The sequence below is a fragment of the Labrys sp. F242 genome, assembly GCF_057813875.1.
The window spans coordinates 821,612-844,093 of record NZ_JBVASG010000002.1; the positions used below are offsets into that span (position 1 = coordinate 821,612).

22 protein-coding genes are annotated in these 22,482 nt (G+C 61.9%); 8 read left to right on the forward strand and 14 right to left on the reverse strand.

The window, feature by feature from the left end; all coding sequences use genetic code 11:
- Positions 1-126 precede the first annotated feature (126 nt).
- The 6 genes from ACZYTC_RS19305 to ACZYTC_RS19330 form a co-directional block, all read right to left on the reverse strand.
- Positions 127-1,128, reverse strand: coding sequence for a hypothetical protein (locus tag ACZYTC_RS19305; protein ID WP_488990306.1), 1,002 nt, complete (start codon positions 1,126-1,128; stop codon positions 127-129).
- A 296-nt stretch (positions 1,129-1,424) separates the two neighbouring features.
- Positions 1,425-1,907, reverse strand: a complete 483-nt coding sequence (gene secB / locus ACZYTC_RS19310; RefSeq protein WP_434958889.1) for a protein-export chaperone SecB — start codon at positions 1,905-1,907, stop codon at positions 1,425-1,427.
- Between the two features lie 289 nt (positions 1,908-2,196).
- The gene (locus tag ACZYTC_RS19315) at positions 2,197-3,099 is read right to left on the reverse strand and encodes a ribokinase (protein ID WP_488990307.1); all 903 of its coding nucleotides are present in this window, start codon (positions 3,097-3,099) and stop codon (positions 2,197-2,199) included.
- Between the two features lie 101 nt (positions 3,100-3,200).
- Positions 3,201-3,845 (reverse strand): 2-dehydro-3-deoxy-6-phosphogalactonate aldolase, encoded by a 645-nt coding sequence (locus ACZYTC_RS19320; protein WP_488990308.1) that lies wholly within the window; start codon positions 3,843-3,845, stop codon positions 3,201-3,203.
- Positions 3,846-3,878: 33 nt separating this feature from the next.
- A complete protein-coding gene (locus ACZYTC_RS19325; RefSeq protein WP_434958886.1) occupies positions 3,879-4,751 on the reverse strand; it encodes a 2-dehydro-3-deoxygalactonokinase in 873 nt (290 codons plus the stop codon).
- Between the two features lie 152 nt (positions 4,752-4,903).
- The gene (locus ACZYTC_RS19330; RefSeq protein WP_488990309.1) at positions 4,904-5,665 is read right to left on the reverse strand and encodes an SDR family NAD(P)-dependent oxidoreductase; all 762 of its coding nucleotides are present in this window, start codon (positions 5,663-5,665) and stop codon (positions 4,904-4,906) included.
- Positions 5,666-5,867: 202 nt separating this feature from the next.
- On the opposite strand from ACZYTC_RS19330, the gene accD reads away from it, so the two are divergent.
- The 5 genes from accD to ACZYTC_RS19355 all read left to right on the forward strand — a co-directional run bounded on the left by accD (position 5,868) and on the right by ACZYTC_RS19355 (position 9,858).
- Complete coding sequence (gene accD, locus ACZYTC_RS19335) at positions 5,868-6,746, forward strand: acetyl-CoA carboxylase, carboxyltransferase subunit beta (RefSeq protein ID WP_488990310.1); 879 nt, start codon at positions 5,868-5,870, stop codon at positions 6,744-6,746.
- 188 nt (positions 6,747-6,934) lie between these two features.
- The gene (locus ACZYTC_RS19340; protein WP_441772213.1) at positions 6,935-7,477 is read left to right on the forward strand and encodes a GbsR/MarR family transcriptional regulator; all 543 of its coding nucleotides are present in this window, start codon (positions 6,935-6,937) and stop codon (positions 7,475-7,477) included.
- Positions 7,478-7,566: 89 nt separating this feature from the next.
- Positions 7,567-7,968: a hypothetical protein gene (locus ACZYTC_RS19345; protein ID WP_434958882.1), complete on the forward strand. Its 402-nt coding sequence runs from the start codon at positions 7,567-7,569 to the stop codon at positions 7,966-7,968.
- Positions 7,969-7,978: 10 nt separating this feature from the next.
- Positions 7,979-8,413: a hypothetical protein gene (locus tag ACZYTC_RS19350; RefSeq protein WP_488990311.1), complete on the forward strand. Its 435-nt coding sequence runs from the start codon at positions 7,979-7,981 to the stop codon at positions 8,411-8,413.
- A 113-nt stretch (positions 8,414-8,526) separates the two neighbouring features.
- Complete coding sequence (locus ACZYTC_RS19355; RefSeq protein ID WP_488990312.1) at positions 8,527-9,858, forward strand: bifunctional folylpolyglutamate synthase/dihydrofolate synthase; 1,332 nt, start codon at positions 8,527-8,529, stop codon at positions 9,856-9,858.
- Between the two features lie 15 nt (positions 9,859-9,873).
- Here ACZYTC_RS19355 and ACZYTC_RS19360 read toward each other — a convergent pair whose 3' ends face one another.
- The 3 genes from ACZYTC_RS19360 to ACZYTC_RS19370 all read right to left on the reverse strand — a co-directional run bounded on the left by ACZYTC_RS19360 (position 9,874) and on the right by ACZYTC_RS19370 (position 12,363).
- The gene (locus ACZYTC_RS19360) at positions 9,874-10,875 is read right to left on the reverse strand and encodes a serine hydrolase domain-containing protein (RefSeq protein WP_488990313.1); all 1,002 of its coding nucleotides are present in this window, start codon (positions 10,873-10,875) and stop codon (positions 9,874-9,876) included.
- Between the two features lie 133 nt (positions 10,876-11,008).
- Positions 11,009-11,860, reverse strand: coding sequence for a C40 family peptidase (locus tag ACZYTC_RS19365; RefSeq protein WP_481273319.1), 852 nt, complete (start codon positions 11,858-11,860; stop codon positions 11,009-11,011).
- 152 nt (positions 11,861-12,012) lie between these two features.
- Positions 12,013-12,363, reverse strand: a complete 351-nt coding sequence (locus tag ACZYTC_RS19370) for a MarR family transcriptional regulator (RefSeq protein ID WP_434958877.1) — start codon at positions 12,361-12,363, stop codon at positions 12,013-12,015.
- A 417-nt stretch (positions 12,364-12,780) separates the two neighbouring features.
- On the opposite strand from ACZYTC_RS19370, the gene ACZYTC_RS19375 reads away from it, so the two are divergent.
- The 3 genes from ACZYTC_RS19375 to ACZYTC_RS19385 all read left to right on the forward strand — a co-directional run bounded on the left by ACZYTC_RS19375 (position 12,781) and on the right by ACZYTC_RS19385 (position 15,839).
- Positions 12,781-13,527, forward strand: coding sequence for a class I SAM-dependent methyltransferase (locus ACZYTC_RS19375; protein WP_488990314.1), 747 nt, complete (start codon positions 12,781-12,783; stop codon positions 13,525-13,527).
- A 205-nt stretch (positions 13,528-13,732) separates the two neighbouring features.
- Positions 13,733-14,542 carry an ABC transporter permease gene (locus ACZYTC_RS19380; RefSeq protein WP_488990315.1) on the forward strand — a complete coding sequence of 270 codons (810 nt, stop codon included), beginning with the start codon at positions 13,733-13,735 and terminating at the stop codon, positions 14,540-14,542.
- A gap of 241 nt (positions 14,543-14,783) precedes the next feature.
- Positions 14,784-15,839 carry a glycosyltransferase family 61 protein gene (locus ACZYTC_RS19385; RefSeq protein ID WP_488990316.1) on the forward strand — a complete coding sequence of 352 codons (1,056 nt, stop codon included), beginning with the start codon at positions 14,784-14,786 and terminating at the stop codon, positions 15,837-15,839.
- Between the two features lie 43 nt (positions 15,840-15,882).
- Here the strand turns inward: ACZYTC_RS19385 and ACZYTC_RS19390 are convergent, their stop codons facing one another.
- From ACZYTC_RS19390 to ACZYTC_RS19410, 5 genes are all read right to left on the reverse strand, one after another.
- Positions 15,883-17,310, reverse strand: a complete 1,428-nt coding sequence (locus ACZYTC_RS19390; RefSeq protein WP_488990317.1) for an amidase — start codon at positions 17,308-17,310, stop codon at positions 15,883-15,885.
- A 107-nt stretch (positions 17,311-17,417) separates the two neighbouring features.
- Entirely contained in the window at positions 17,418-18,797 is a 1,380-nt protein-coding gene (locus tag ACZYTC_RS19395) for a leucyl aminopeptidase family protein (RefSeq protein WP_488990318.1), read from the reverse strand.
- A gap of 10 nt (positions 18,798-18,807) precedes the next feature.
- Positions 18,808-19,617 (reverse strand): YdcF family protein, encoded by an 810-nt coding sequence (locus ACZYTC_RS19400; protein ID WP_434958871.1) that lies wholly within the window; start codon positions 19,615-19,617, stop codon positions 18,808-18,810.
- A 113-nt stretch (positions 19,618-19,730) separates the two neighbouring features.
- On the reverse strand, positions 19,731-21,056 hold the full coding sequence (locus ACZYTC_RS19405) for an NAD(P)H-dependent oxidoreductase (protein WP_488990319.1): 1,326 nt from the start codon (positions 21,054-21,056) through the stop codon (positions 19,731-19,733).
- A gap of 123 nt (positions 21,057-21,179) precedes the next feature.
- A complete protein-coding gene (locus ACZYTC_RS19410) occupies positions 21,180-22,424 on the reverse strand; it encodes an NAD(P)/FAD-dependent oxidoreductase (RefSeq protein ID WP_488990320.1) in 1,245 nt (414 codons plus the stop codon).
- Positions 22,425-22,482 lie beyond the last annotated feature (58 nt).

Consider the following 22,482-nt stretch of genomic DNA (forward strand, 5'->3'; position numbering starts at 1 on the left):
ATGGGGTATGAGAGGGAAGAATCGCTTCTATGTCCACCCTTGCGGTGAACCGGTGTCGGCTTTCATTCATCGCAGCGTGCCGGCGCCGATGAGCGTCATGGCGACGTGTCAGTATGTTCGAAGGTATCAGTCGCCAATGGCGAACAGGGCGTAGCCCGAACCCTCGCGACCATCGCGCCGGACTGCAAGGCGGCGGCCATCGGCGGACCAGGCCGCTTCCGTGGCAAGCCTGGGGACGGCAGCGTTGATGAGGCGCTGGCCGGTCCTCATGTCCCAGACCTGTAGAATACCGTCTGCCTCGACCGGACGCAGGATCAGTGACAATCTGCGTCCATCCGGCGACAGCAGCAGCCAGTTGGTCGAAATCTGCTGCTTGGCAATGCCGAGATCGTGGCTCGATCTGCGGCCATCGGCCTGCACGATCTCGATCACGCCCTGGTTGGCGCGGACCACCGCCGTGGTGCCGTCGGGCATATTCACCGGCATGTCGCTGGAGCCGAGCGCCTTGTTCCAGTTCACCTGGCCCCGATCGATCTTTTCTCCCCCGATCGTCCAGGCTCTGGTGAAAAGCCGAAACCGCTGATTGTCCGGGTCGAACTGGCCGAAACCGGAACGGCTCGTCGGGATGTCGTCCATCGGCTTCTCCCACCCGGGATCGCCACTGGTCAGGGGCATGAGCCTGAGGGTCGCCGCCACCTGTTCCGTGGCGGCCGCTTTGCCTGGCTGCGGCACGGCCATCACGGCATGGCGACCATTCCAGGAGAGCAGGATGGCGCCGTTGAGGCGGCCCTCCTCGAAGTCGCCCAGCGGGGTACGGCGCAGAATCATGCCTGATTCGGCCGACACTTCCAGCAATGTATAGCGTTGGGGAATGACGCCGGCAGCGGTAGCCGGCTGGGTTTCGGTCATCGCCAAGGCCAGGCGATCGCTTTCGCCTTCGAACGCCATGGCCGGATTGTTGAGGCTTCTGCCGTCGAACAGATTCGAAAATTCATAGGCGGCGATGCAGCCGCTGCGGCGGAGCCAGACGTCGAGGAGGCCGCAACTGCGCAGTTGCTGGCCGACGAGATAAATGCTGCCACCGGCAAGCATGGCCGCGGCAAGGCATCCGACGATCAGCCGCCGCATTCCCAAGCCAATTCCTCCTGCCTCCGGTCCTTGCGTCTGCGGAGTGCGGCCGGATGATCGACATCCGATCCTGAAGCAAAGCGCGCTCATGACTGAACGCTTGCCTGCTCCAGCTCATTGTTTCCAAGCCAATCCGTCGGATTGGCTAGAGCGTCTTTGCGATTTGAAGGGACTCATTCAAATCACAACGCACTTTAGCGCGGCTTCGGGAATGGCACTTGTTTCACAACATACCGGCGGCGCGTCGAAATCGCGCCGCCGGCCCTGTCCAGGAGAGTTTCGCAGTCCGGCGATCGTCAGGCCTGACCGACGGTCGGCTGGCTCTGGGCGAGGCGGTTGCGGTAGAGCGCTACGAAATCGATCGGGTCGATCATCAAGGGCGGGAAGCCGCCATTGCGCGTGCAATCGGCGATGATCTGGCGGGCGAAGGGGAAGAGCAGGCGCGGGCCTTCGATCATCACCATGGCGTGGACATTGTCTTCGGGAATGCCGGCGAGACGGATCACCGCGCCGTAGAGCAGCTCGAACTTGAACAGAGTGTTGGCGCCCTCGCCGGCGCCGCCCTCGATCGAAAGCTCCACTTCATAGTCCGGGCCGCCGAGCGGCTTGCCGTTGACGTTGACGGTGAGCTGGATCTGCGGCGAGTTCTGCAAATTGCCGAGCGAGCGCGGTGCGTTCGGGTTCTCGAAGGAGAGGTCCTTGATGTATTGCGCCAGCACGTTGAGGGCGGGCTGGACTTCCTGCGCCTCTTCGGGGCCGTTCTGCTGTTCGTTCGCCATTTCGAGTTCCTTGTGGGTGTGCAGCCCTTGGGCCGAAGAAAAAACCGCTCCAGAGCGCCCCATGGTTCGGCAAGGCCGCCCAACCTGGCAGTGACGCATCAGAACAAAGGGCTAAAGCAAGGCTCGCTCCGGCTTGGACGCGCCATACTCTAGGAAAGGTAAACCAGTAACCGGCCGATCATGGCAGGCCACCGAGCCAGCGCGCGGGTACCACGCCGGAGCCGTGGCGACAAGGGGAGGTTGAACTTCCGTACCGGCAAGATCTCGCTGCCCCACTCCCATCTTAAGCCTATGAATTGCGCATGGCGTCGTCGATCTCGGCCTTGGTCGGAATGCTGGATTGGGCACCGGGTCGCGTGCAGGCCAGTGAACCGCTGGCGGCACCGCGAGCCAGGGCAACCTCCAGGCCAAGCCCCTGATCGAGAGCCGCGGCATAGGCGCCGGTGAAGCTGTCTCCGGCGGCGGTGGTGTCAACCGGCGTCACCTTGAGAGCCGGTGCCGCGTAGCGGGCGCCATTGCTCCAGCCGACCACGCCTTCGGCGCCCAGCGTGACGATGCCGGCGCAGCCGAAGCGTTCATTGATCAACCGGGCGGCTTCGATCGGGTCGGCGGTTTCAATGCCGGCGGCCCTGGCGACCACCAGAGCCTCATGCTCATTGACGACGAGATCGTCGACCAGCCGCAGCATTTCTTCGGGGAGCGGGCCGGCTGGCGCCACGTTGAAGACGACACGGGCGCCGCGCGATTTGGCGTGCTTGATCGCGGCAAAATTCTCGGAGTCGCGGATCTCGCGCTGCAGCAGCACGATGTCACCCTTGGCAAGGTCGAAGGTCTCCAGCTGCTGGGCGCGCGTGGCCTGGTTCGCGCCGGAGGCGACGACGATGGCGTTCTCGGCCTTCTCGTCCACCGTGATCAGGGCGACGCAGGTCGGCTTGTCGACCGGCAGCACCGGCGCGACATCGACGCCCGCTTCCCGCATTACCGAAAGGGCGAGATCGGCAAAGCCGTCATTGCCACGCGAACCGATGATGGCGGTCTTGGAGCCGGCGCGCGCCGCCGACACCGCCTGATTGGCACCCTTGCCGCCAGGTACCATGAAATAGCCTTCGCACAGCACGGTTTCGCCAGGGTGGGGGATATGGCTGACATTGGTGACCAGGTCCACGCCAAGCGAACCGAACACGACGATCATAGGGCGGTTTCCTCGATTGTTGGAGTGCAGACTTCCAGTCCGCATCTGTTGGCAACAATATCGTCTCTAAGAGCGGACTGGAAGTCCGCGCTCCGAAAGGTTCAGGCCGTGCGCTCGCCCTGGAGGGCCCGGATGGCGGCGGTGAGGCCAGCCGCACGCTCGCCGACCTCGGCGGCGCTGCGACCGACCGCATAGAGGTCCGAACCCACGCCGAAGCCGTCGACGCCGACGGCAAGATAGGGCGGAATGGTCTGTGGCGAGACGCCGCCGACCACCAGCATCTTGGTGTTGCGGGGCAGCACGGCGCGCATGGCCTTGACGGCGGCCGGCGATGCCATCTCGGCTGGGAACAGCTTCAGCGCATCGGCTCCGGCCTCCAGCGCGGCGAAGGCTTCGGTCGGGGTGAAAAAACCCGGCAGGGACAGGAGACCGCGCGCCTTGCTGGCCCGGATCACCTCGACATTGGTGTTGGGCGAGACGATCACCGTGCCGCCCGCCTCGGCGACGCCGGCAACATCCTTAACGGTGAGCACGGTACCGGCACCCACCAAGGCGCGTCCGGCGAGGCTACGGGCGAGAAGGCCGATGGAGGTGAGGGGGGCGGGCGAGTTGAGCGGTACTTCCAGGATGCGGATGCCGGCCGCGACGATCGCCTCGGCGATGGCTTCCACCTCATCCGGCTTGACCCCACGCAGGATGGCGACCAGCGGCATCTCGGCCAGGGCGGAGGCGAGGGTGAGGCTCATGGTTTTATCCTTGTTGTTGATTGGGGCCTGATGTCACCGGGCCGTGGCAAGGGCGGAAAGACCATCGAGGAAAGCGCGTTCGGGCGCGATGATCTCGATGGCGTTGCCGCGAGCCCTCAGCGCCGCAACATAGCGCTTGGCCAGCACGCCGTCGGCGACCAGCGTGACGAGATGGTCCGCGCCATAGCGCTTGAAGGCGCCCTCGATCTCGGCATTGATCAAAAGGCCCGAGAGATAGGGTCCCACCTTCTCGCCGCTCATCTCCCCGGCAAGCACGCGGGTGCGGGCCTGGAACAGGCGGTTCAGCAGACCGCGTTCGTCGGTGGCGGCCTCCAGGCCGTCGTCGAAGCCGGTGAGGTCCTCGGGTTCTGCGGCGAGGCGGGCGAGCAGGCTGTGCTGGCGATAGAGGGCGTAGGTCTCGCCCGTCATGAAGGTGGCAAAGCCGGTGATGATGCCATCCTCCACCCGTGCCCATTTGGAATGGGTGCCTGGCAGGCAGACGAGGCCGTCGCGGACATCGGTGCCGAAGATCAGGGTTTCTTCGCCGCGCATCACGTCGGGACCCGTTTCATCGTGTGCGATGACACCGGGAATGATCGAAACCCGCTCGTCGATCCGCAGCATTGCTTCTGCCAGGCTCCTGGGGGAGGCGGGACAGGGCGCGTAGGCGGCCTCGGCCCAGCCATTGCGGGCGCCGACCATGCCGGCCATCAGCACCGGAGCGTCGGGGCTCGCCTTCATCCAGGCGCCGCAATGGCGCTCCAGCACGGCAGCGAAGCCGCCGGCCGGAACTGTCGACATGCCATCCTCAGCCGAGACGCGGTCGAGCACCTTGCCGGCGCTATCGAGTCGATAGGCGCGAAAACGGCTGGTGCCCCAATCCACGGCAATGAGTTCGGAAGTCATGCTGGTCCAATCAGGTTGATGTTGGGGTTGTCGCGTTTACATGCCCGCCCGCTCGCCGCCGCGCAAGCGCCATGGCGCGCATCAATCCTTCATCTGAAGCCTTCATCGATGTCGAAGATCGCGACACCTGATCCTCGACGATCCTCGATGGCTCAATACCAGCCACCATCCACGATGATCTGCTGGTTGGTCATGCCCGAGGATTGCTCGGACGCGAGGAAGAGCACCGCCTTGGCGATATCGTCGGGCACCAGCTTGCGCTTGAGCACCTGGTTGCGCGCGATCGCTTCCTCGCCCGCCTTGTCGACCCAGAGCGAGAGCTGGCGTTCCGTCATGATCCAGCCGGGAATGACGCAATTGACGCGGACATTGTCCTTGCCGAATTCACGGGCCAGCACGCGGGTCAGTCCGTAGGCGGCCGATTTGGCGGTGGCATAGGCGCTCAGATCCTCCGAGCCCATCAGCCAGGAGCCGGAACCGAGATTGACGATGGTGCCGCCGCCGGCGGCGATCATGTCGGGGATGGCTGCCTGGGCGGCGAAGAAGGCATGCTTGAGGTTGACGGCGATCCGGTCGTCGAAATAGTCGGGCGTCACCTCAAAGAATTTGTGGCGCTGGTCATGGGCGGCATTGTTGATCAGCACGGTGACCGGGCCGAGCGTGGCGCTGATATCGGCGATCGCGTCCTTCAGGGCTTCGATGTCGGTGATATCGGCCTTCTTGAACAGGACGGTGGCGCCGGCCCCACTGAGCTCGTCGGCCAGGGCTTGGGACGGCTTTTCCGCAATGTCAATGAAGCCGACCTTGGCCCCCTGCTCGGCGAACAGCCTGACGGTGGCGGCGCCGATGCCCTGCCCGCCGCCGGTGATGACGACGGTGCGGCCTTTCAGATCTGGATAAATGGCGTTCGCCATCCCTGGAACTCCCTGATGCTTTTCAATCTGAGCGTGGATTCGTCTTACATATTGCGCGGTTCGGGCGCGCCGTCCAGCGTGTGTCGTCGGTCATGCGCCGGGGACGCTGACAAAGACGTTCGGAACGGCTAAGTAAGGCAATAATGATTGATAGCAGCCTCAGCCCGCCTAGGGCGGGCGCCCCGTGCTTTAAAGGTATCCCATGAACTGGATCGCCAATGTCGTTCCGCCGCGCATCAAGGATTTCTTCTCGCGCCGCGACACGCCTGAGAATCTCTGGATCAAGGATCCCGAGACGGGGCAGATGGTCTTTCACAAGGACCTGGAACAGAACAACTACGTCATTCCCGCCTCGAATTATCACATGCGCATGACGGCGACACAGCGCCTCAAGCTGATGTTCGATGACGGCAAATGGGAAGACATCGCGCTTCCCGAGGTCGTGGCGGATCCGCTCAAGTTCAAGGACGAGAAGCGCTATGTCGACCGGCTGAAGGATGCCCGCACCAAGACAGGCATGACGGATGCGGTGAAGCTGGGCGCCGGTACGATCGACGGCCTGCCGACGGTGGTTGCCGTGCAGGATTTTGACTTCATGGGCGGTTCGCTCGGCATGGCGGCCGGCGAGGCGGTGGTCAAGGGCCTGCTCACGGCGGCCGACCGCGGCGTTCCCTTCGTGGTGTTCGCGTGCGGTGGCGGGATGCGCATGCAGGAAGGCATTCTGTCCCTGATGCAGATGGCGCGTACCACGGTTGCGATCCAGCGTTTCCGGGAAACCAGGAAGCCCTATATCGTGGTGCTGACCAACCCGACCACGGGCGGTATCACCGCTTCCTATGCCATGCTCGGCGACGTGCAATTGGCCGAGCCCGGCGCCCTGATCGGTTTTGCCGGCCCGCGCGTCATCGAGCAGACCATTCGCGAAAAGCTGCCTGAAGGTTTCCAGCGCTCCGAATATCTGCAGGAGCACGGCATGGTCGACATGGTCGTGCATCGCAACGAGATGAAGGCCACGGTCGCGCGCATCTGCCGCCTGCTGACCAAGACACCGCCCAAGGAGATCCCGGCGGAAGCGGCCTGACCTTCACGGGAGGCTAGGCCCTTCTTGAGGGCGCGATTTCGGATGCACGGGCATCTTGCCCGTTCTTGGAAGCACTGCGGTTGCAGGATCGGAAGTACGGGCAAGATGCCGTGCACCCGGGGCAGGTCGCCGGATTGACTCTCTCGCTCATGCCTGTTATTTCTGTTTTTACAGAAATAGGATAAATCATGCGCCTGCTCGACTACCCCGAAGCCAAGACCTTCGTGCTCCATTGGGGCGAGATGGGGACCTATTGGGGAGTCAACCGCTCGGTGGCGCAGGTGCATGCGCTGCTCTATTTGTCCGACAGGCCCGTCGATGCGGAAACCATCGTCGGGGAACTGGGCCTGGCGCGTTCCAACGTCTCGACCGCGCTCAAGGAATTGCAGGGCTACAACATCGTCCGGCGCGTCCATGTCGAGGGTGACAGGCGTGACCATTTCGTCGCCGAGACCGATCTTTGGGAAATGCTCATGCGCATTGCCATCGAACGCAAGCGGCGCGAGATCGACCCCACCATCCAGTTGCTCGGCGAGCTTTCCGAAAAGCTGCAGCGTGACGGCAATGCGCCGGCCCACATCCGCGAGCGCGTGACGCGCCTGCACGACTTCATGTCCACGTTGAGCGGCTGGTACGAGCAGGTCCGGGTGCTGCCCAAGCCCACCCTCGTCACCTTGATGAAGCTCGGTGGCAAGGTCGCGCGTTTCATTCCGGGAAGAAGCAAGGAATAGAGCGGCGAGATGCGAGGCCGTTTTCAACTTTCTCGCGTCATTTTATTTCTGAATATTCAGAAATAACGGATATAACGATAGGAAACGACATGACTGAGATTGCCTATGCCCTCTACCTCGTCATTGCCATCGGCATCACCATCTGGGTGGCGCGGACCCTGTCGCGCAGCGGCCTGGTCTTCCTGACCCAGTGCTTCGGCCAGAACGAGAGCCTGGCGCGTTCGACCAACCATCTGCTCATCGTCGGCTTCTATCTCGTCAATATCGGCTTCATCACCCTCTCTCTCAGTCTGGGCGAAGAGCCGACCACCGTCACCGGGGCCATACGTTTCCTGAGCGGCAAGGTGGGTCTGGCCGTGCTGGTGCTCGGCGCCATGCACTTCTTCAACATGGGTGCGATCGCCCAGTTCGGTCGCAAGGTGAATGGCTGGCTCGGCGACCTGCATCGGCCCGCGGCAACGCCGGTCGAGGAAGCCATGGTGTCGCCTTGACGAGGCCGTGATGCGTCCGCGTTCCGTAAACATGGCCAGTGTCGGCCTGGCGTCGATTGCCGCTGGGCCGGCCTTCTTGCTCGGTCTGGCTCTGACAGCCTCGGCGCAATACGCGGCCAAGCCCATACCCTTCGACGCGCGGACCCTGCCCGATTTCCTGACGGTGGCCGTGGGTCTTGCACCGACCGTGGGGCTCGCCTTCTGCATCGTCGGCACCATTATCGCCTTTCCTCTGGCAATGACCGGCGCCGTGCTGCTGGCTTGGTTGGGCGAGCGGAATGTCGGTGCGCGACTGCCGGCGTTCTGGGCGCTGATCGGCGCATTGTCTGCCGGCATTCCGATGCTGGTCTTCTCCGGCGGATGGATGGGCTGGTTCCTTCCCTTTGCCTTTACCGGGGCGGTGGTTGCTTCGATCTGTCGCCGGCGTATCGACTGGGAGGCATGACGCCGGGCAAGAAAGGGTCTGGCCCCGCGCCGGGGGAAAAGGTAAGGCTGACGGTGTGCCGTTTCCCTTCCGGTTCTGTCCGAGCCGGCTCAATTCGAGGCCCTATCGCCGCCATGACGCAGTCCGACGCCTATCTCTCCCGCTTCATGGCGCTGCATCCCAAGAAGATCGATCTTTCGCTCGACCGGATCGAGGTGCTGCTGGCCAAGCTCGGCCATCCCGAACGGCAGGTGCCCCCGGTGATCCACGTCGCCGGCACCAATGGCAAGGGCTCGACCATCGCCTTCATGCGCGCGGCGCTGGAAGCCGCCGGCTACGGCGTCCACGTCTATACCTCGCCCCATCTGGTGCATTTCCACGAGCGCATCCGGCTGGCTCAGCCCAAGGGGAGCGCTGGCGGTGGTGCTCTGGTGAGCGAGGACAAGCTCATCGAGGCTTTCGAAGCCTGCGAGCAGGCCAATGACGGCGCGCCAATCACCTTCTTCGAGATCACCACGGCGGCCGCCTTCAAACTGTTCGCCGAGAATCCGGCCGATGTCCTGCTGCTGGAAGTGGGGCTTGGCGGGCGCATGGACACCACCAATGTCATCGACAAGCCGCTGCTCAGCGTGATCACCTCGATCTCGCATGACCATGCCGATTTTCTCGGCACCGACATCGAGGGCATCGCCCGCGAGAAGGCCGGCATCCTCAAGCGCGGCGCCCCGGGGGTGATCTATCCGCAGATCGATGCGGTTCGCGCCGTGATCGAGGCCGTGGCGGCCCGGGTCGGTGCGCCGCTCGTCATCGGTGGGCAGGATTTCGACATGCATGAGGAGAATGGCCGCCTGGTCTATCAGGACGAGCGCGGCCTGCTCGACCTGTCCCTGCCCCGCCTTGCCGGGCGGCACCAGCATCGCAACGCCGGCCTTGCCATCGCCGCGCTGCGCAACCAGAGCCTGTTCACCGTCGAGGATGCTCATTTCGAGAAGGCGATGCAGGTGGTGGAATGGCCTGCCCGTCTGCAGCGCATCGCTCAGGGTATCATTCCGGCGCTGCTGCCGGCCGGCTCTGAAATCTGGCTTGACGGCAGCCACAATGTCGATGGCGGCCGCGTGCTCGCCGAGGCCCTCGCCGAGCTGGAGGAACGTCATCCCCGGCCGTTGGTGCTGGTGACCGGCATGCTCACCACCAAGGATTCCGACGGCTTTCTGCACAATTTCGCCGGCCTCGCCCGCGAGGTGCATACCGTGCCGATCGAACACAGCGCGGCTTCCCGATCGCCCGAGGCGGTGGCCGAAGCCGCGCGCCAGGCCGGGCTCGCTGCCCAGGCCCATGGCAGCCTCCAGTCCGCGCTCGAGGCGATCGCCAGCGAAGTCTTTCCGGTGGCGCCGCGCGTGGTGCTTACCGGCTCACTCTATCTCGCCGGCGAGATCCTTGCCTTCAACGGCACGGCGCCGAAATAGGCCGCGGAGACTGCTTCAGGCTTTTCCTGCGTTGGCGAGAATGATCTCGCGCCAGATGCGCGTCGGGGTCACCCAGGCGTCGGGTGCGTTGTACTTGCCCGAATAGATCACGGCAGCGATGCCGGCGTCCGGCATCAGCCATAGGCGCTGGCCGCCATTGCCGAAGCCGGCGAACCAGGGATGTTCGCCACCGGGCAATGCCGTGGTCGCTGCCTCGCCGATGAACCACAGCCGGCCATAGGCCAGCCCGTCACCCGTCGGTATGGCATGCTTCAACGAGGCCTCGATCCAGGCCTGCGATATGATTCGGTCGCCGTTCCAAAGGCCCTTGGCGAGCACCAGCTCGCCGATGCGCAGCAGGTCGGCGCCGCGCAGGCGCAGGCCCGAGGCCGCCGAGGCGACGCCGTCGTCACCGGTGATCCATTCGAAGCTGTCAATGCCGAGTGGGCCGAACAGCGTCTCCCTGGCGAATTCAGGCAGGGTCTTGCCGGTTCCGCGCCGAATCAGCTCACCGACCAGGGCGACGCTCCCGCCCGAATAGATCCAGCGCGTGCCAGGCTCCGCAACGACGGGCCGGTCAAGAATGAAGCGGTAGCGATCCGGCGCCATTTCCATGGCGATCTCGCTGTTCAGCGGATCGGTATAGGGCCGCTCCTCGTCCCATTCGAGGCCGAGCGTCATGGTGAGGGCATGCTCGATCCGCAGTCCTTGCCGATCAGGTGCGGCAAGGAGATCGGGATAGTCCGGAAAATGCGGCAGCAGGGGCGCGTCGGGTGGCGGCACGAGCTTGCGATCGAGGGCAATGCCATAGAGCAGGCCGACGATGCTCTTGGTGACCGAGCGCAGGTCATGCAGCGTCTCCGGCCCGAAACCGACCTCGCCGAGCGGTCGCCCCCAGCTTTCGTCCGTCCCGGTCAGATAATGTTCGAGGATGACGTGTCCGCCTTGGCTGGCGAGGACCACATGCAGGTCGCGCAGCAGGCCGGAGGCGATGCCCGCGGCGAGCTTGTCCTGCATCGACAATCCAAACTCTTTCGTCTTTGCCGGGCCCGCGGAGGCTGGGGCCTTGGCTGATCCTCCTTCAGGCGAGGTCATGGAACGGTGTCTCCTGCGGTCCGAAATGGATGATTTCCGACCCGTCCTTTCCGGGTCAGGCCGGCCTGATGATGCTGCGCAACGGGCTGCCCGCCGCGGCGATGCGCGCAATGCCTTCGGCTAGGTCCTCGACCATCACGGTCATGGTATGGCCGGTGGCGTGGATCATCGTCCTGTCGTCACGGACCATGGCGACATGGCCTTTCCAGAACAGGAGGTCACCCCGCCGCAATTGCGAAAGAGGTCCGGCGGGATCGAGCCTTTCGCCCGGCACCGCGCCTTCCTGCATGTCGCTGTCGCGCGGGCAGGCAAGGCCGCAGGCATGGCGCGCCGTCTGCACCAGGGCCGAACAATCGAGGCCGAGGCTCGATTTGCCGCCCCACAGATAGGGCACGCCGAGGAAACGCTCGGCGACCGCGACCGTATCATCCTCCTTGAATTCGACGGGCCTGGCATGGGCGGCGAAAACGAAGCCCCAATCCTCGAGGCGAAGGAACTGCCCCTCGCTGGCAACCACGGCAAGCGCGGAGCCATGGCTCAGGGCCTGCATCACCGGCGCCTTGATGGACGGCACGGGATAGATGAAGCTGCGCAGCACGCTGATGCGGTGGGTGGCCGGGCGCGGGGCCGCCAGCGCATTGGCGGACAGCCAGCCGACATAGCCGTCCCGGCCGGCCTGGCCCCAGGCCCAGCCTTCCATCTCGTCATAGACGGTGAAGGTTTCGCCGAAGAGCAGTTCGGTATCGATGGAGGCCGAGAAATCCGGGTCGGGCCGCAGCGGCACCGCCGTCTCGATCACACGGCGCTCGCTGCCCACGACATAGCGCGGTGCCGCGACGATGCCGCGCAACGAAGCGGCGGCAAGGTCCGGCCGGGCCGGTGTGATACGACGATCATAGGCAGTCAAAGGGTTTCGTCCTTGAAATTGGCGGTGTCATCAATGAAGCAGGCAGCTAGGGGCTGCAAGCACTTCGCCGCGGCTCGCGCCTCCATTTACCGGTATCGTATCGCCCCTGCTGAAAATGGCTATCTGCTTGACGGAGCGATGCTCCAGGCCGCTCATCGTGGCAGATCCCGGCCGAGAGCAACCAGGATATCGCCGAGCTTCTCGACATAGAGCGCACCGTCCACCGTGCGCTGGATGATGACATTGCGCCGATCGAATTCATCGCGCCGGCGCGCCGTGAGCTTAAGCTTGGCCAGGCTGTCGAGGGCGCGGGTGATCACCGGCTTGGTGACATCGAGTTTGGCGGCAAGGCCGCGCACGGTATGCGGCGGGGCTTCCAGGTAGACGGTAAGCAGGATGGCAAGCTGCCGGCTCGACAAATCCGGCTGGGCGTCGCGCACGAGGTTCAGCATCACATCATGCCAGAGCCGCAACGCCTGCGCAGGCCGCATCTCCACCGCCATGGCTATCCTGCCTCCGAGCTGTCAGCATTCGAAAGACCAGGATAGAGGTGTAATCACGCAGATTGGGTTAATTCAGGGGTTGAATCCAAGAGGACTATCACTCCGGAATCATCGGCTTCTCGAGCCTAGCAAGGAGCACGCTTGGTATGTTCTGCGGCGGGCGTCAAAGCGGATGGCAAGGTCCTCTATCTCTGCACATCCAATTCAGATATATCGAAACTGATGGTTGATGAGAGCTCGTCTTCAAGAACGGTGAACTATTCCTGGCTTGCAATTTGGAATAAAGTCTGTGATTTGAGGATAGAGCGAAACTCAAGGTATACATGGCAAAAATTAAAAGTTATTAGCAATAATGTTGCAATATAACTTTTGTATATCTAAGCTTAGTGCCATTATTATGCAATAAAGGCTTGAAAGATGTCTGAGATATATGAGCAGGGAAGTCTCTCTTCTGAGAATTATGTTCGTTCAAGCGGAGAGATATATTACAGTTTTTTAAAGAAATTTCACGATTTTCTTAAGCCTAGAACCTATCTGGAGATTGGAACTGCAACTGGCGCCTCCCTTTCCAATTCTGCCTGCAATTCTATTGCAATTGATCCGATGTTTACCGTATCTCCTGAATCTGTAAATAATAAAAGACCGGTAACGATGTTATTTTCTATGCCAAGCGATCGTTTTTTTGCGGAATATAACCCGACATCATTGTTATCTGCAAAAATTGATATGGCTTTTCTGGATGGATTACACGAGGCGGAAACACTACTTCGAGATTTTTATAATACGGAACGGCATTGCAAAAAGAATTCGATTATATTTCTTCATGACATGTTGCCTTTCAATAACGAAATGACCGTTCGGGAATATCCAGGCGGCGCTGTCCCGTGGACGGGAGATGTTTGGAAAGTACTTCCAATTTTAAAGAAAAATAGACCAGATCTAGATATATATGTATTTGATGCAGCTCCAACAGGCCTTGTGGCAATTACAAATCTGGATCCAGAGTCGGAGGTTTTGTCGAGTGACTACTCTGATATTTGGAAAGAGTGGTCAAATATCTCTCTGGGCGAATACGGAGTAATTCGGTACTTCGATGAATGTAGTGTTATCTCCACTTCGATTGTCGATACTGCTTCAAAAATGAGAAGATTGTTTTGGTTGTAAAACACGCGATAGAGAGTTTATGCTTTGTTTTGAATTTGCAACCGTTCTATGGTCAGATTGGCTAACACTAAATTGCTTAGTTGCATTACAGGCTTTGTACTCAATCTTGTATAATCTGAACGTTTTCGATCAATTTTCTTAGGACAGCGGATGCATCACTTTCCATCTGCTACGTTTGTCCAGTAGCTGACATATCGGGATGGGTATGATGACAATGCTTGGATATCAGGTACCGAGCTTTTGGGCCGCGGTGCGGCGGCAACGGCAGGTACTCGCTGCAGTCCTATTGCGTACGATAAGAACGCGATTTTTCGCTCATGGTACGGGTTACCTGCTCGCGGTAGGATGGCCTGTTGCACACATCCTGCTGTTGATTGCGATATTTACCATCGGAGGGCGATCGGCTCCCTTCGGCGAAAGCGCCGTGTTGTTTATCGCTACCGGATCTGTGCCCTTTATGGTTTTCTCCTATCTGGCCCGTTTCATGATGGTGGATCTGGCGGCGAACAGGCCGTTGTTGGGATTGCCGGAAGTGAAGTTGCTGGATGTCCTAATTGCCAGCGCCGTGCTGGAGATCTTATCGGCTTTTGCCGTCGCGATAGTCATGATTGTTTTGGGGTGGTTTTTCGGAATTCCTATAGCCCCGCAGGATATGGCCGAGGCATTTGGCGCCATTTTGGCCGCGATCCTACTCGGATTGGGCATGGGCGTCCTAAACAGCGTTATCATGATGGTGTTTCAGATGTGGATGACGGGTTACGCACTATTGAATGTGGCCGTTTGGGCTTCGTCAGGCGTCATGTTCGTCCCGAGTGCGATACCCGATCCATTCCGAACTTGGCTATCCTATAATCCCGCTCTTCAGGTCGTTGAGTGGATGCGTGCTGCATATTACGAGGGGTATGGTGAGCATCTGCTGGATCGGACTTATACGATTGGCTTTGGAGTCGTGACACTAGCGCTTGGTCTCATATTGGAGCGCCTTTTGAGGGGACATGTTTTGTCCATGCGGTAAGCCTCGGTTACCGAAGGAGGCGCGTAGCGCGGTAGCCCGCTAAATATGGGGGTGATAGGAAACCCGATGTCGGGTGGCTAACCGCATAACGGGTATTATGGGAGATAACATTTGAGGTTCGAAATATAAAAAATTACTCTGATCATATATTTGTAGGTCAAGGGCACGCTTTGCCTCCTAATTCCTTGGGTAGTGACGTCATACCCTTCTTTAACATACACTTCCTGAGGGATGATTTAAGATGAGTGAGTTCGGTAAGTTAAATGTATTTCCAGTTGAAAACATCAGGAACTCCTTGGTGTTTAGAGAGGGGTTACCTAGTTATGAATTTTATCAGGAGGCTATTATAACGCCTCTGGTTAAGGGCGGAGCGTGGGGCGTATTCGACGCGCAGGGAAAATCCATAGATATCACAATCGACTATTGGTTTAAAAACTATATGCCGTTTCAGAAAGCTGAGCTTTCTTGCTTGCTTGAAGAGGTAGAAGATAATTCTCAGTCCGGTTTCATTTATGGTGGCAAAATATTCCCTGAACCAGGAAGGAATTACGGTCACGTAATACTTGAGAGCTTATGTCGTCTTTGGCCTGTAGCAAAGCATGGGTTAAATGGAAGAAGAATTGTCTTTCAATCTGATTCTGCAAGTACCGATCAGTGGTATAATATTCCATATATTTCTGAAATAATGGACGCTCTCGGGATATCCCTGAATGATATTTATGAGTGCCGAAAACCAGAGCGCCTTCGTGATATTTGGATTCCTGGACCGTGTGTTCAGCTGAACCATGCTGTGACATTAGAGGCAGCGAGGCCTCTCTATAGAAAGATCGAGGAGTTTCTTGCCGAGCCCCAAACATTGAAGATTGATAAACCTGTTTATCTATCTAGAAGTAAAGTTGCGAAGCCATCCAATGGGATTGTCGGAGAACAGGAACTCGAGGTCGCATTACGTGCCTTGGGTTTTGATATAGTCCATCCGCAGGATCTTTCTTTTAGAGAACAGGTCTCAATTTTTAAGAAATATAAGGCCGTATGCGGATTTATTGGGTCTGCATTCCACACCTCGGCATTTGCACACAATTCCTCAAGGATGATTACAATAAATCATCAAGGAGAGTTTATTCATAACTATTTTCTTACGGATGCAATCGGTGGAAATAAGACAGAAATATATAAGGCTCCTGCCGATATGCTTCGAGTTTCGGAAAAGAAAATTTTAAATAGTGTTTTCTCTGACTATCTAATTTTAAATCCAAACGCACTCAGTGAAGAACTGGCCAAGTTGGTCTTTTCATAGCTCCATAGAGAGCCTGGCTCCAATCAGCTTTGTCCCATTGATATCAAGCTATCACCCTCGGCTCGATCGGCACCAGCCTGCTCAGCCCCAACAGTTCCTCCAGCACGGCGCCCGCGCTCAGCAGCGCCGCTTCGCCCCGCGGTCGGCCGATGAGTTGCACGCCGATGGGGCGGCCATCGGCCGTGAAACCGGCAGGCAAGGCGAGGGAGGGGCAGGAGGTCATGGTGACGACACTGGCGATCTTGAGCCAGTCGACATAGTTCTCGAACTTTGTGCCCTCCACCTCGCGCACCCAGCGCTGCTCGATTCCGAGCGGCGGCGTGCAGGCGGCCGGGGCGATCAGCACGTCATAGCGCAAGAAGAAGGCGGCGATGTCGTCATAGAGCTTGCTGCGGCGGAGCATGGCAGCACCGATCGCATCGGCGTCGAGGGCGCGGCCCTTCTCGATATTCCAGATCACGTCAGGCTTGAGCTCGCTGCGGCGCGTCTCGAGCAGTTCGCGCATGCCGGCGGCGTAGGAAAGCGCGCGCAGCGTCTGGAAGGCTTCGGGCACGCCGGCAAAATCGGGACAGGCTTCCTCGACGATACAGCCGGCTTCCTCCAGCTTCATTGCCGCGGCCTCGGCGATCGCCCGGGTCTCGCGGTTGACCGGGGTGACGCCGAGGTCGGGCGAGAAAGCCGCCCGTTTGGGCGGCTGGCGACGCCGGGCGCTCTCGCGAAAACCGATAGCCGGCGCCTCCAGCGATAGGGGATCCTCGATATGCCAGCCGGCCATGGCGTCGAGCATCAGCGCCGCATCCTCGACAGTGCGCGCCATCGGGCCGTTGACCGGCAGGGTTTCGAATTTGATGCCGTCCGGGCCACTGGCGACCCGGCCGGGCGAGGGGCGCAGGCCCACCACCGAGCAGAAGCTGGCGGGCGTGCGCAGCGAACCGCCGAGATCCGAGCCGGTCGCCAGCCAGACCTGGCCTGTGGCGAGCGCCACTGCCGCCCCGCCTGAGGAGCCACCAGCATTCAGGCTGACGTCCCAGGGATTGAGCGTGTCGCCGAATACGGCGTTGAACGTATTGGCGCCGGCGCCGAATTCAGGCGTGTTGCTCTTGCCGATGGTGATGCCGCCGCGGGTTTCCAGGCGCTCGACCATGATGTCCGAGCGCTCGGGCACATGATCCCTATAGATCTGCGAGCCATAGGTCGTGCGTACGCCGGCAACGTCGTTGAGGTCCTTGACGGCGAGCGGCAAGCCGCCGAGCCAGTGGGGGTCTTCGCTTGGCGCAGTCGCCATCAGGCGACGAGCCTGGTCGCGCGCGCGCTCGGGGCATAGGGTGACCATGGCATTGACCTTGCCATCCACCGCCTCGATGCGGGCGAGCGAGGCCTCGACCAGATCGAGCGGGCTGACCTCGCGCCGCCTGAGGCGCTCGACGACCTCGCAGGCGGTGAGGCGGATCAGTTCGTCATGGCTACTCATGGCGCAAATTCCCGGAAGGCTGGACTGGCTTTGGTTATGAGTGGGACCGGCTTCGCGGCCGGCTCCCGATATTCTGTCGATAGGCAGGCTTTGACCGGCCTGTCGTGTCAGCCGAAACGCGCCTTGAGATAGGCGTAGAGGGCGCGGGCGCCCATCACCTCGGCCCCCTCGGGCCGGCCGGGCTTGGCAGAGGGCGTCCAGGCGAAGATGTCGAGATGCACATAGGCGCCGGCCTTCTCGACGAAACGATTGAGGAAGAGGGCCGCGGTGATCGAGCCGGCAAAGCCGCCGCCGGGGGCGTTGTTGAGATCGGCGACCTTGGACTCCAGCATCGCGTCATAAGGCGGCCAGAGCGGCAGGCGCCAGAGCGGGTCGTTCTCTTGGGCGGCATGGGCCAGGAGATCTGTCGCCACCTTTTCGTTCCGCGTGAACAAAGGCGGCAGATCGGGGCCGAGCGCGACGCGGGCGGCGCCCGTCAGAGTCGCCATGTCGACGATCAGTTCGGGCGCTTCCTCGTCGGCGAGCGCGAGGGCATCGGCCAGCACCAGGCGGCCCTCGGCGTCGGTATTGCCGATCTCGACGCTCAGCCCCTTGCGCGAGGCCAGGATGTCGCTAGGCCGGAAGGCATCGCCGGAAATGGCGTTCTCGACGGCCGGGATCAGTACGCGCAGGCGCAGCTTGAGGCCGGCGGCCATGATCATGCTGGCGCAGGTGAGCACCGAGGCGGCCCCGCCCATGTCCTTCTTCATCAGGAGCATGCCGGCAGACGGCTTGATATCGAGGCCACCGGTATCGAAGATCACGCCCTTGCCGACCAGCGTCACCTTGGGATGGGAGGGATCGCCCCAGGTGAGGTCAACAAGCCGCGGCGCTCGCGCGGAGGCACGACCGACGGCATGGATCATCGGGAAATTCTCGGCGAGCAACTCCTCGCCGACAACGACCCGGAACGCCGCACCGTGCCGTTCGGCCAGGGCGCGTGCCGCCTCGGCCAGTTCCGCCGGACCGAGATCATTGGCCGGCGTGTTGACGAGGTCGCGCCCGAGCGCGACCGCCCGGGCCATCGACAGGATTTCATCGCGATCGATACCATCGGGTGCAACCAGGTGTACGGCCTTGATATCGTTGCGCTTGTAACGGCCGAAACGATAGAGACTCAGAACCCAGCCGAGCGCAGCGAGCCGATCGTCATGGCTGGCATTGGCGAAGCGATAGGTGCCCACGGGCAGCAAAGTGGCGAGTTTGCCGGGCAGGAAGCCATCGCGATGACGGGCCGATTCGCCTTCGAGGCCGAAGATCACCCCGGCGAGGCTGCCGTCAGGTCCCGGCAGAATCAGGTGGCGGCCGGCGCTCGCCTCAAAGTCATTGGCGGCGATCCAGTCCCGCTGCGCTTGCGGCAGGCGCTCCAGCACCGCGCCGGCGGTCTCCTTGGTGGCAAACCAGATGGGAACGGCCTGTTCGGCAGCGGCAAGCAGGGGCTCGGACATGGTGCAACTTTCAAGGTTCGGGGAAGATCTCGTCGATGCGCCCGCTCAAGCGGTAGGACAGCAGGCCGATCCATTCGCGCACGGCGAGATTGCATTGGCGCAGCCCGTCGCTCATCGCATAGAAGGGCCGCACGCCATCCTGCGGGCCCGCTGTGCGATAATTGACGGGATAGGCCATTACATCGAAGCCGGCCTTGCGAAACAAGGCCATCGAGCGCGGCATGTGGTAGCCGGAAGTGACCAGCAGATAGGTCTCGCCGGGCTTGGGCTTGAGGAGGTCGTAGGTGAAGACGGCATTTTCATAGGTGTCGCGCGAACGGTTCTCGAACAACATACGCTCATCGGGAATGCCGAAACTGCGGAAGAGCTGCCTGGAGGCATCCGCCTCGGTGATGTCACCCCAGATCTGGCCGGCAAGCGAGCCGACGCCGCCGGTGAAGATGATTCGGGCCTCGGGAAACTGACGCGAAAGGCCGGCGACCGCCGTCATGCGCTCGGCCGAATCGGTGAGGGCCGTCTCGTTCCTTGTGGTGGAGATATGCGTGTCCACCGCCCCGCCCAGCACGATGATGCCGGCGATCCTGGTTTGCGGCATGATCGAAGCTTGGGGAAAGCGCTCCTCCAGCGGCTGGATCAGCCAATTGCCGAGCGGCGACCAGCCCATCACGGCAAAGGCCAGCAGCGCAAAGCCCATCAGGAAGCGGCCGAAGCGCCGGACACGGCGAATGAAACTCAGGCCGAGGCCGAGGAGGCCGAGCACAAGGGCCGCGTTGGAGGGCAGGATCAGGAAGCCCAGGGTCTTAGCGAGATAATAGAACATGGGATGCGTTGTCAGGGTGGCGGCATTTGGGGGCGGGTCTTCAGACCCGCCTTTCTCGATCCAGCGAGCGTGGCGTTTCCTGGCCGGCCTGAAGACCAGCCCCCCAATCAGGCTTAGGCCGCATCGGCCTTGAGGAACCGCTGATCGGCGAGGTCGAGCTGCCGGCGCAGGCGCACGATGGTGAGGCTCTCGTCGACCGCGCAATTGTCGTGGCTGAGCAGCTCGCCCTTGTGGATCGGCTTGGTGACGCAGGCGCGTTCAGCCAGGCCCAGCGGCAGCAGATTGTCCCGCCTGGCATCGGCCCAACGCATCGACCAGCCGCGATAATCATATTCGCCGATGCGGCCGAGCACGGTACCGGGTGCGAGGTCGCGTTTGGCCACTGCCGCCGTCTCCGCCACGGGATGGTCGAGCGGCTGCAGGTCGGCGGTACCGTAAAGCACGGCACGCGCAGCGGTGAGCGGCGTCTCCAGGCTGGTGAGGTGATAGGGCCGGTGCAGGGTGAAGAAGGGGCCCTTGCCGACATGCAGGTCCGTCATGCGTTCCAGCACGCGCGGATGGTTGGGCTCGACCACGCAGAACACGCCCGGCGCCACGCCCTTGCCGATGGTGTAGTCGACGCAGCCGCGCTTGGAGAGCACGCCGCCATGGCTGACCGGGATCAGCACTTCGGCAAGTTCCTCTTTGCTGGCGCGCGGCCCATGCAGGCCAGGCTTGTCCGGCTCGAGGCCGGTGGCATTGGCGAGCGCCACCATTTCCACCATGGTCTTGGAACCGTCGACGAACTCGACCAGCACGCGCGGGTTCATGTCGCGCGCCGCCGCCTCGGCGACATAGTCGTCGGGCACGGCATCGAAATTCAGGGCGTTGTTCTTGCCCTTGCCGGCGGCGACGACCGTCATGCCGAGAGTGCGGGCGAAACAGACCAGTTCGAGCGCGGCGGCCGGTTCGTCGCCGGCCGCGCCGGTATAGATCACGCCGGCCTTCTCCGCCTCGGCCTTGAAATGGCGGCCGATGGTGATGTCGGCCTCGACATTGAGCATGACGATATGCTTGCCGTGCCGGATGGCGGCCTCAGCCACGATCGCCCCGGATTCGGGATGACCGGTGGCATCGATGATCACTTCGATACGGCCGGCGGCGGCCAGTGCCTCCAGGTCGGTGGTGATGGCGATGCGCCCGGTCTCGATGGCACGGTCGATCGCCGAGGCATTGGCGACCTCGACGAGCTCGTCCAGCCGGTGCCCGGCGCTCAGGGCGGCGGCGATGGCGTTCTGCGGGCGCGAGCGCACGGCGACCGCACCGATACGGATGCCCTGCATCAGCGCGACCTGAACGATGAGGTCGGTACCCATCTGGCCGGCGCCGACCAGACCGATGGTGATCGGGCCCTTGTCACGGGCGCGTTCCATCAGATCAGCGGCAAAGGAGGGGTTCATCGGCGGCTCCGCAATCTCGTTACGCCCCGTCTAAGCACCAAATCGCGGCGCTGCAAAGGAAAATGCCTGTGTCCTTTCGGTGCAGGGGGGCGTCTTTTCGGGTGAAAGGACGGCCCGTTTCGTTCAGGCGCCGAAGCGCTCCGCCCCATAGGCGGACGGGTCGATGAAGGGCTTTTGGCCTGTCATCATCTCGGCCAGCAGCCGGCCCGTGGCGGGCCCCAGGGTGAAGCCGAGATGCTGGTGGCCGAAGGCTAGCCAGAGGCTATCATGGCGTGGCGCTTTCCCGATGATCGGGCGCGAATCGGGGAAGATCGGCCTCGATCCCATCCAAGGTTCGGCCTCGGCGCGCTCGCCGAGCGGGAAGAGCTTGCGGGCGAGCTTTTCCGTGCGCTCGACCTGCACGGGTGTCTTCGGAGCGTCGCGCCGGGCGAATTCGGCGCCAGTTGTCAGGCGGATGCCGCCGACCATCGGCGTGATGACGAAGCCGCCCTGCTCGTCCAGCACCGGGCGGCTGAGGCCGGCATTGCCCTCGGCGCGGTAATGCATGTGATAGCCGCGCTTCACCGCGAGCGGAAAGCGGTAGCCGAGCGGGGAAAGCAGGTCCATCGACCAGGATCCGAGCGCGACGACGGCCTGGGCCGCCTCGATCGGACCGTTCTGCGTAGTGACGCTCCAGCCGGAAGCACCCGGACGCAGGCTGCGGGCGTCCCCGGTCAGGACCTGCCCGCCGATTGTTTCGAAATAGCGGGCATACGCCTTGGTGACGCCGCCGGGATCGGAGACGCTCTGCGGATCCTGCCAGTGCACGGCGGCAGTGAAATCGGGCCGGAGATTGGGTTCGAGCGTCAGGGCTTCATCGCGCGTCAGCGCCTTCACCCGGTAGCCGAACTCCGCGGCGAGGGGAAATTCCCGTTTCTCGGCCTCGAACGCGGCCTCGCTGCGATAGACCTTGAGCCAGCCCGTGTCGCGGAACAGGGCGTCGGCGCCGGCCTTGCTCGCCAGGGCGCGGTGCTCGGCCACGGTAGCGCTGAGCAAGGGTTGCATGAGACGGGCGGTGGCCAAGAGGCGGTCGGGCGCGGAGTTGCGCCAATAGGCGAATAGCCAGGGTGCCAGGGCCGGCAGGGCCGACCAATGATAGTTGGCCCCGGGATAGCGCTTGAGCGCGACGTCTGCGAGGGCGGACAGGCTGCGCGGGAAGGCGACGGGCAGCAAGGCGGAGCGCTCGACCACGCCGCTATTGCCGTAGGAGGTTTCCTCGCCCGGGCCGCGCCGGTCGACCAGGGCGACGGACCGGCCGCGCTCCTGCAGATGCGCGGCGACCGAGGTGCCGACGATGCCGGCGCCGAGAACCACGACGTCGTAGCGCATGGAGACCCTCGTTGGTGCTGAAATAGCCTTGGTATCGAATGAAGTGTTGGTCGGGGCG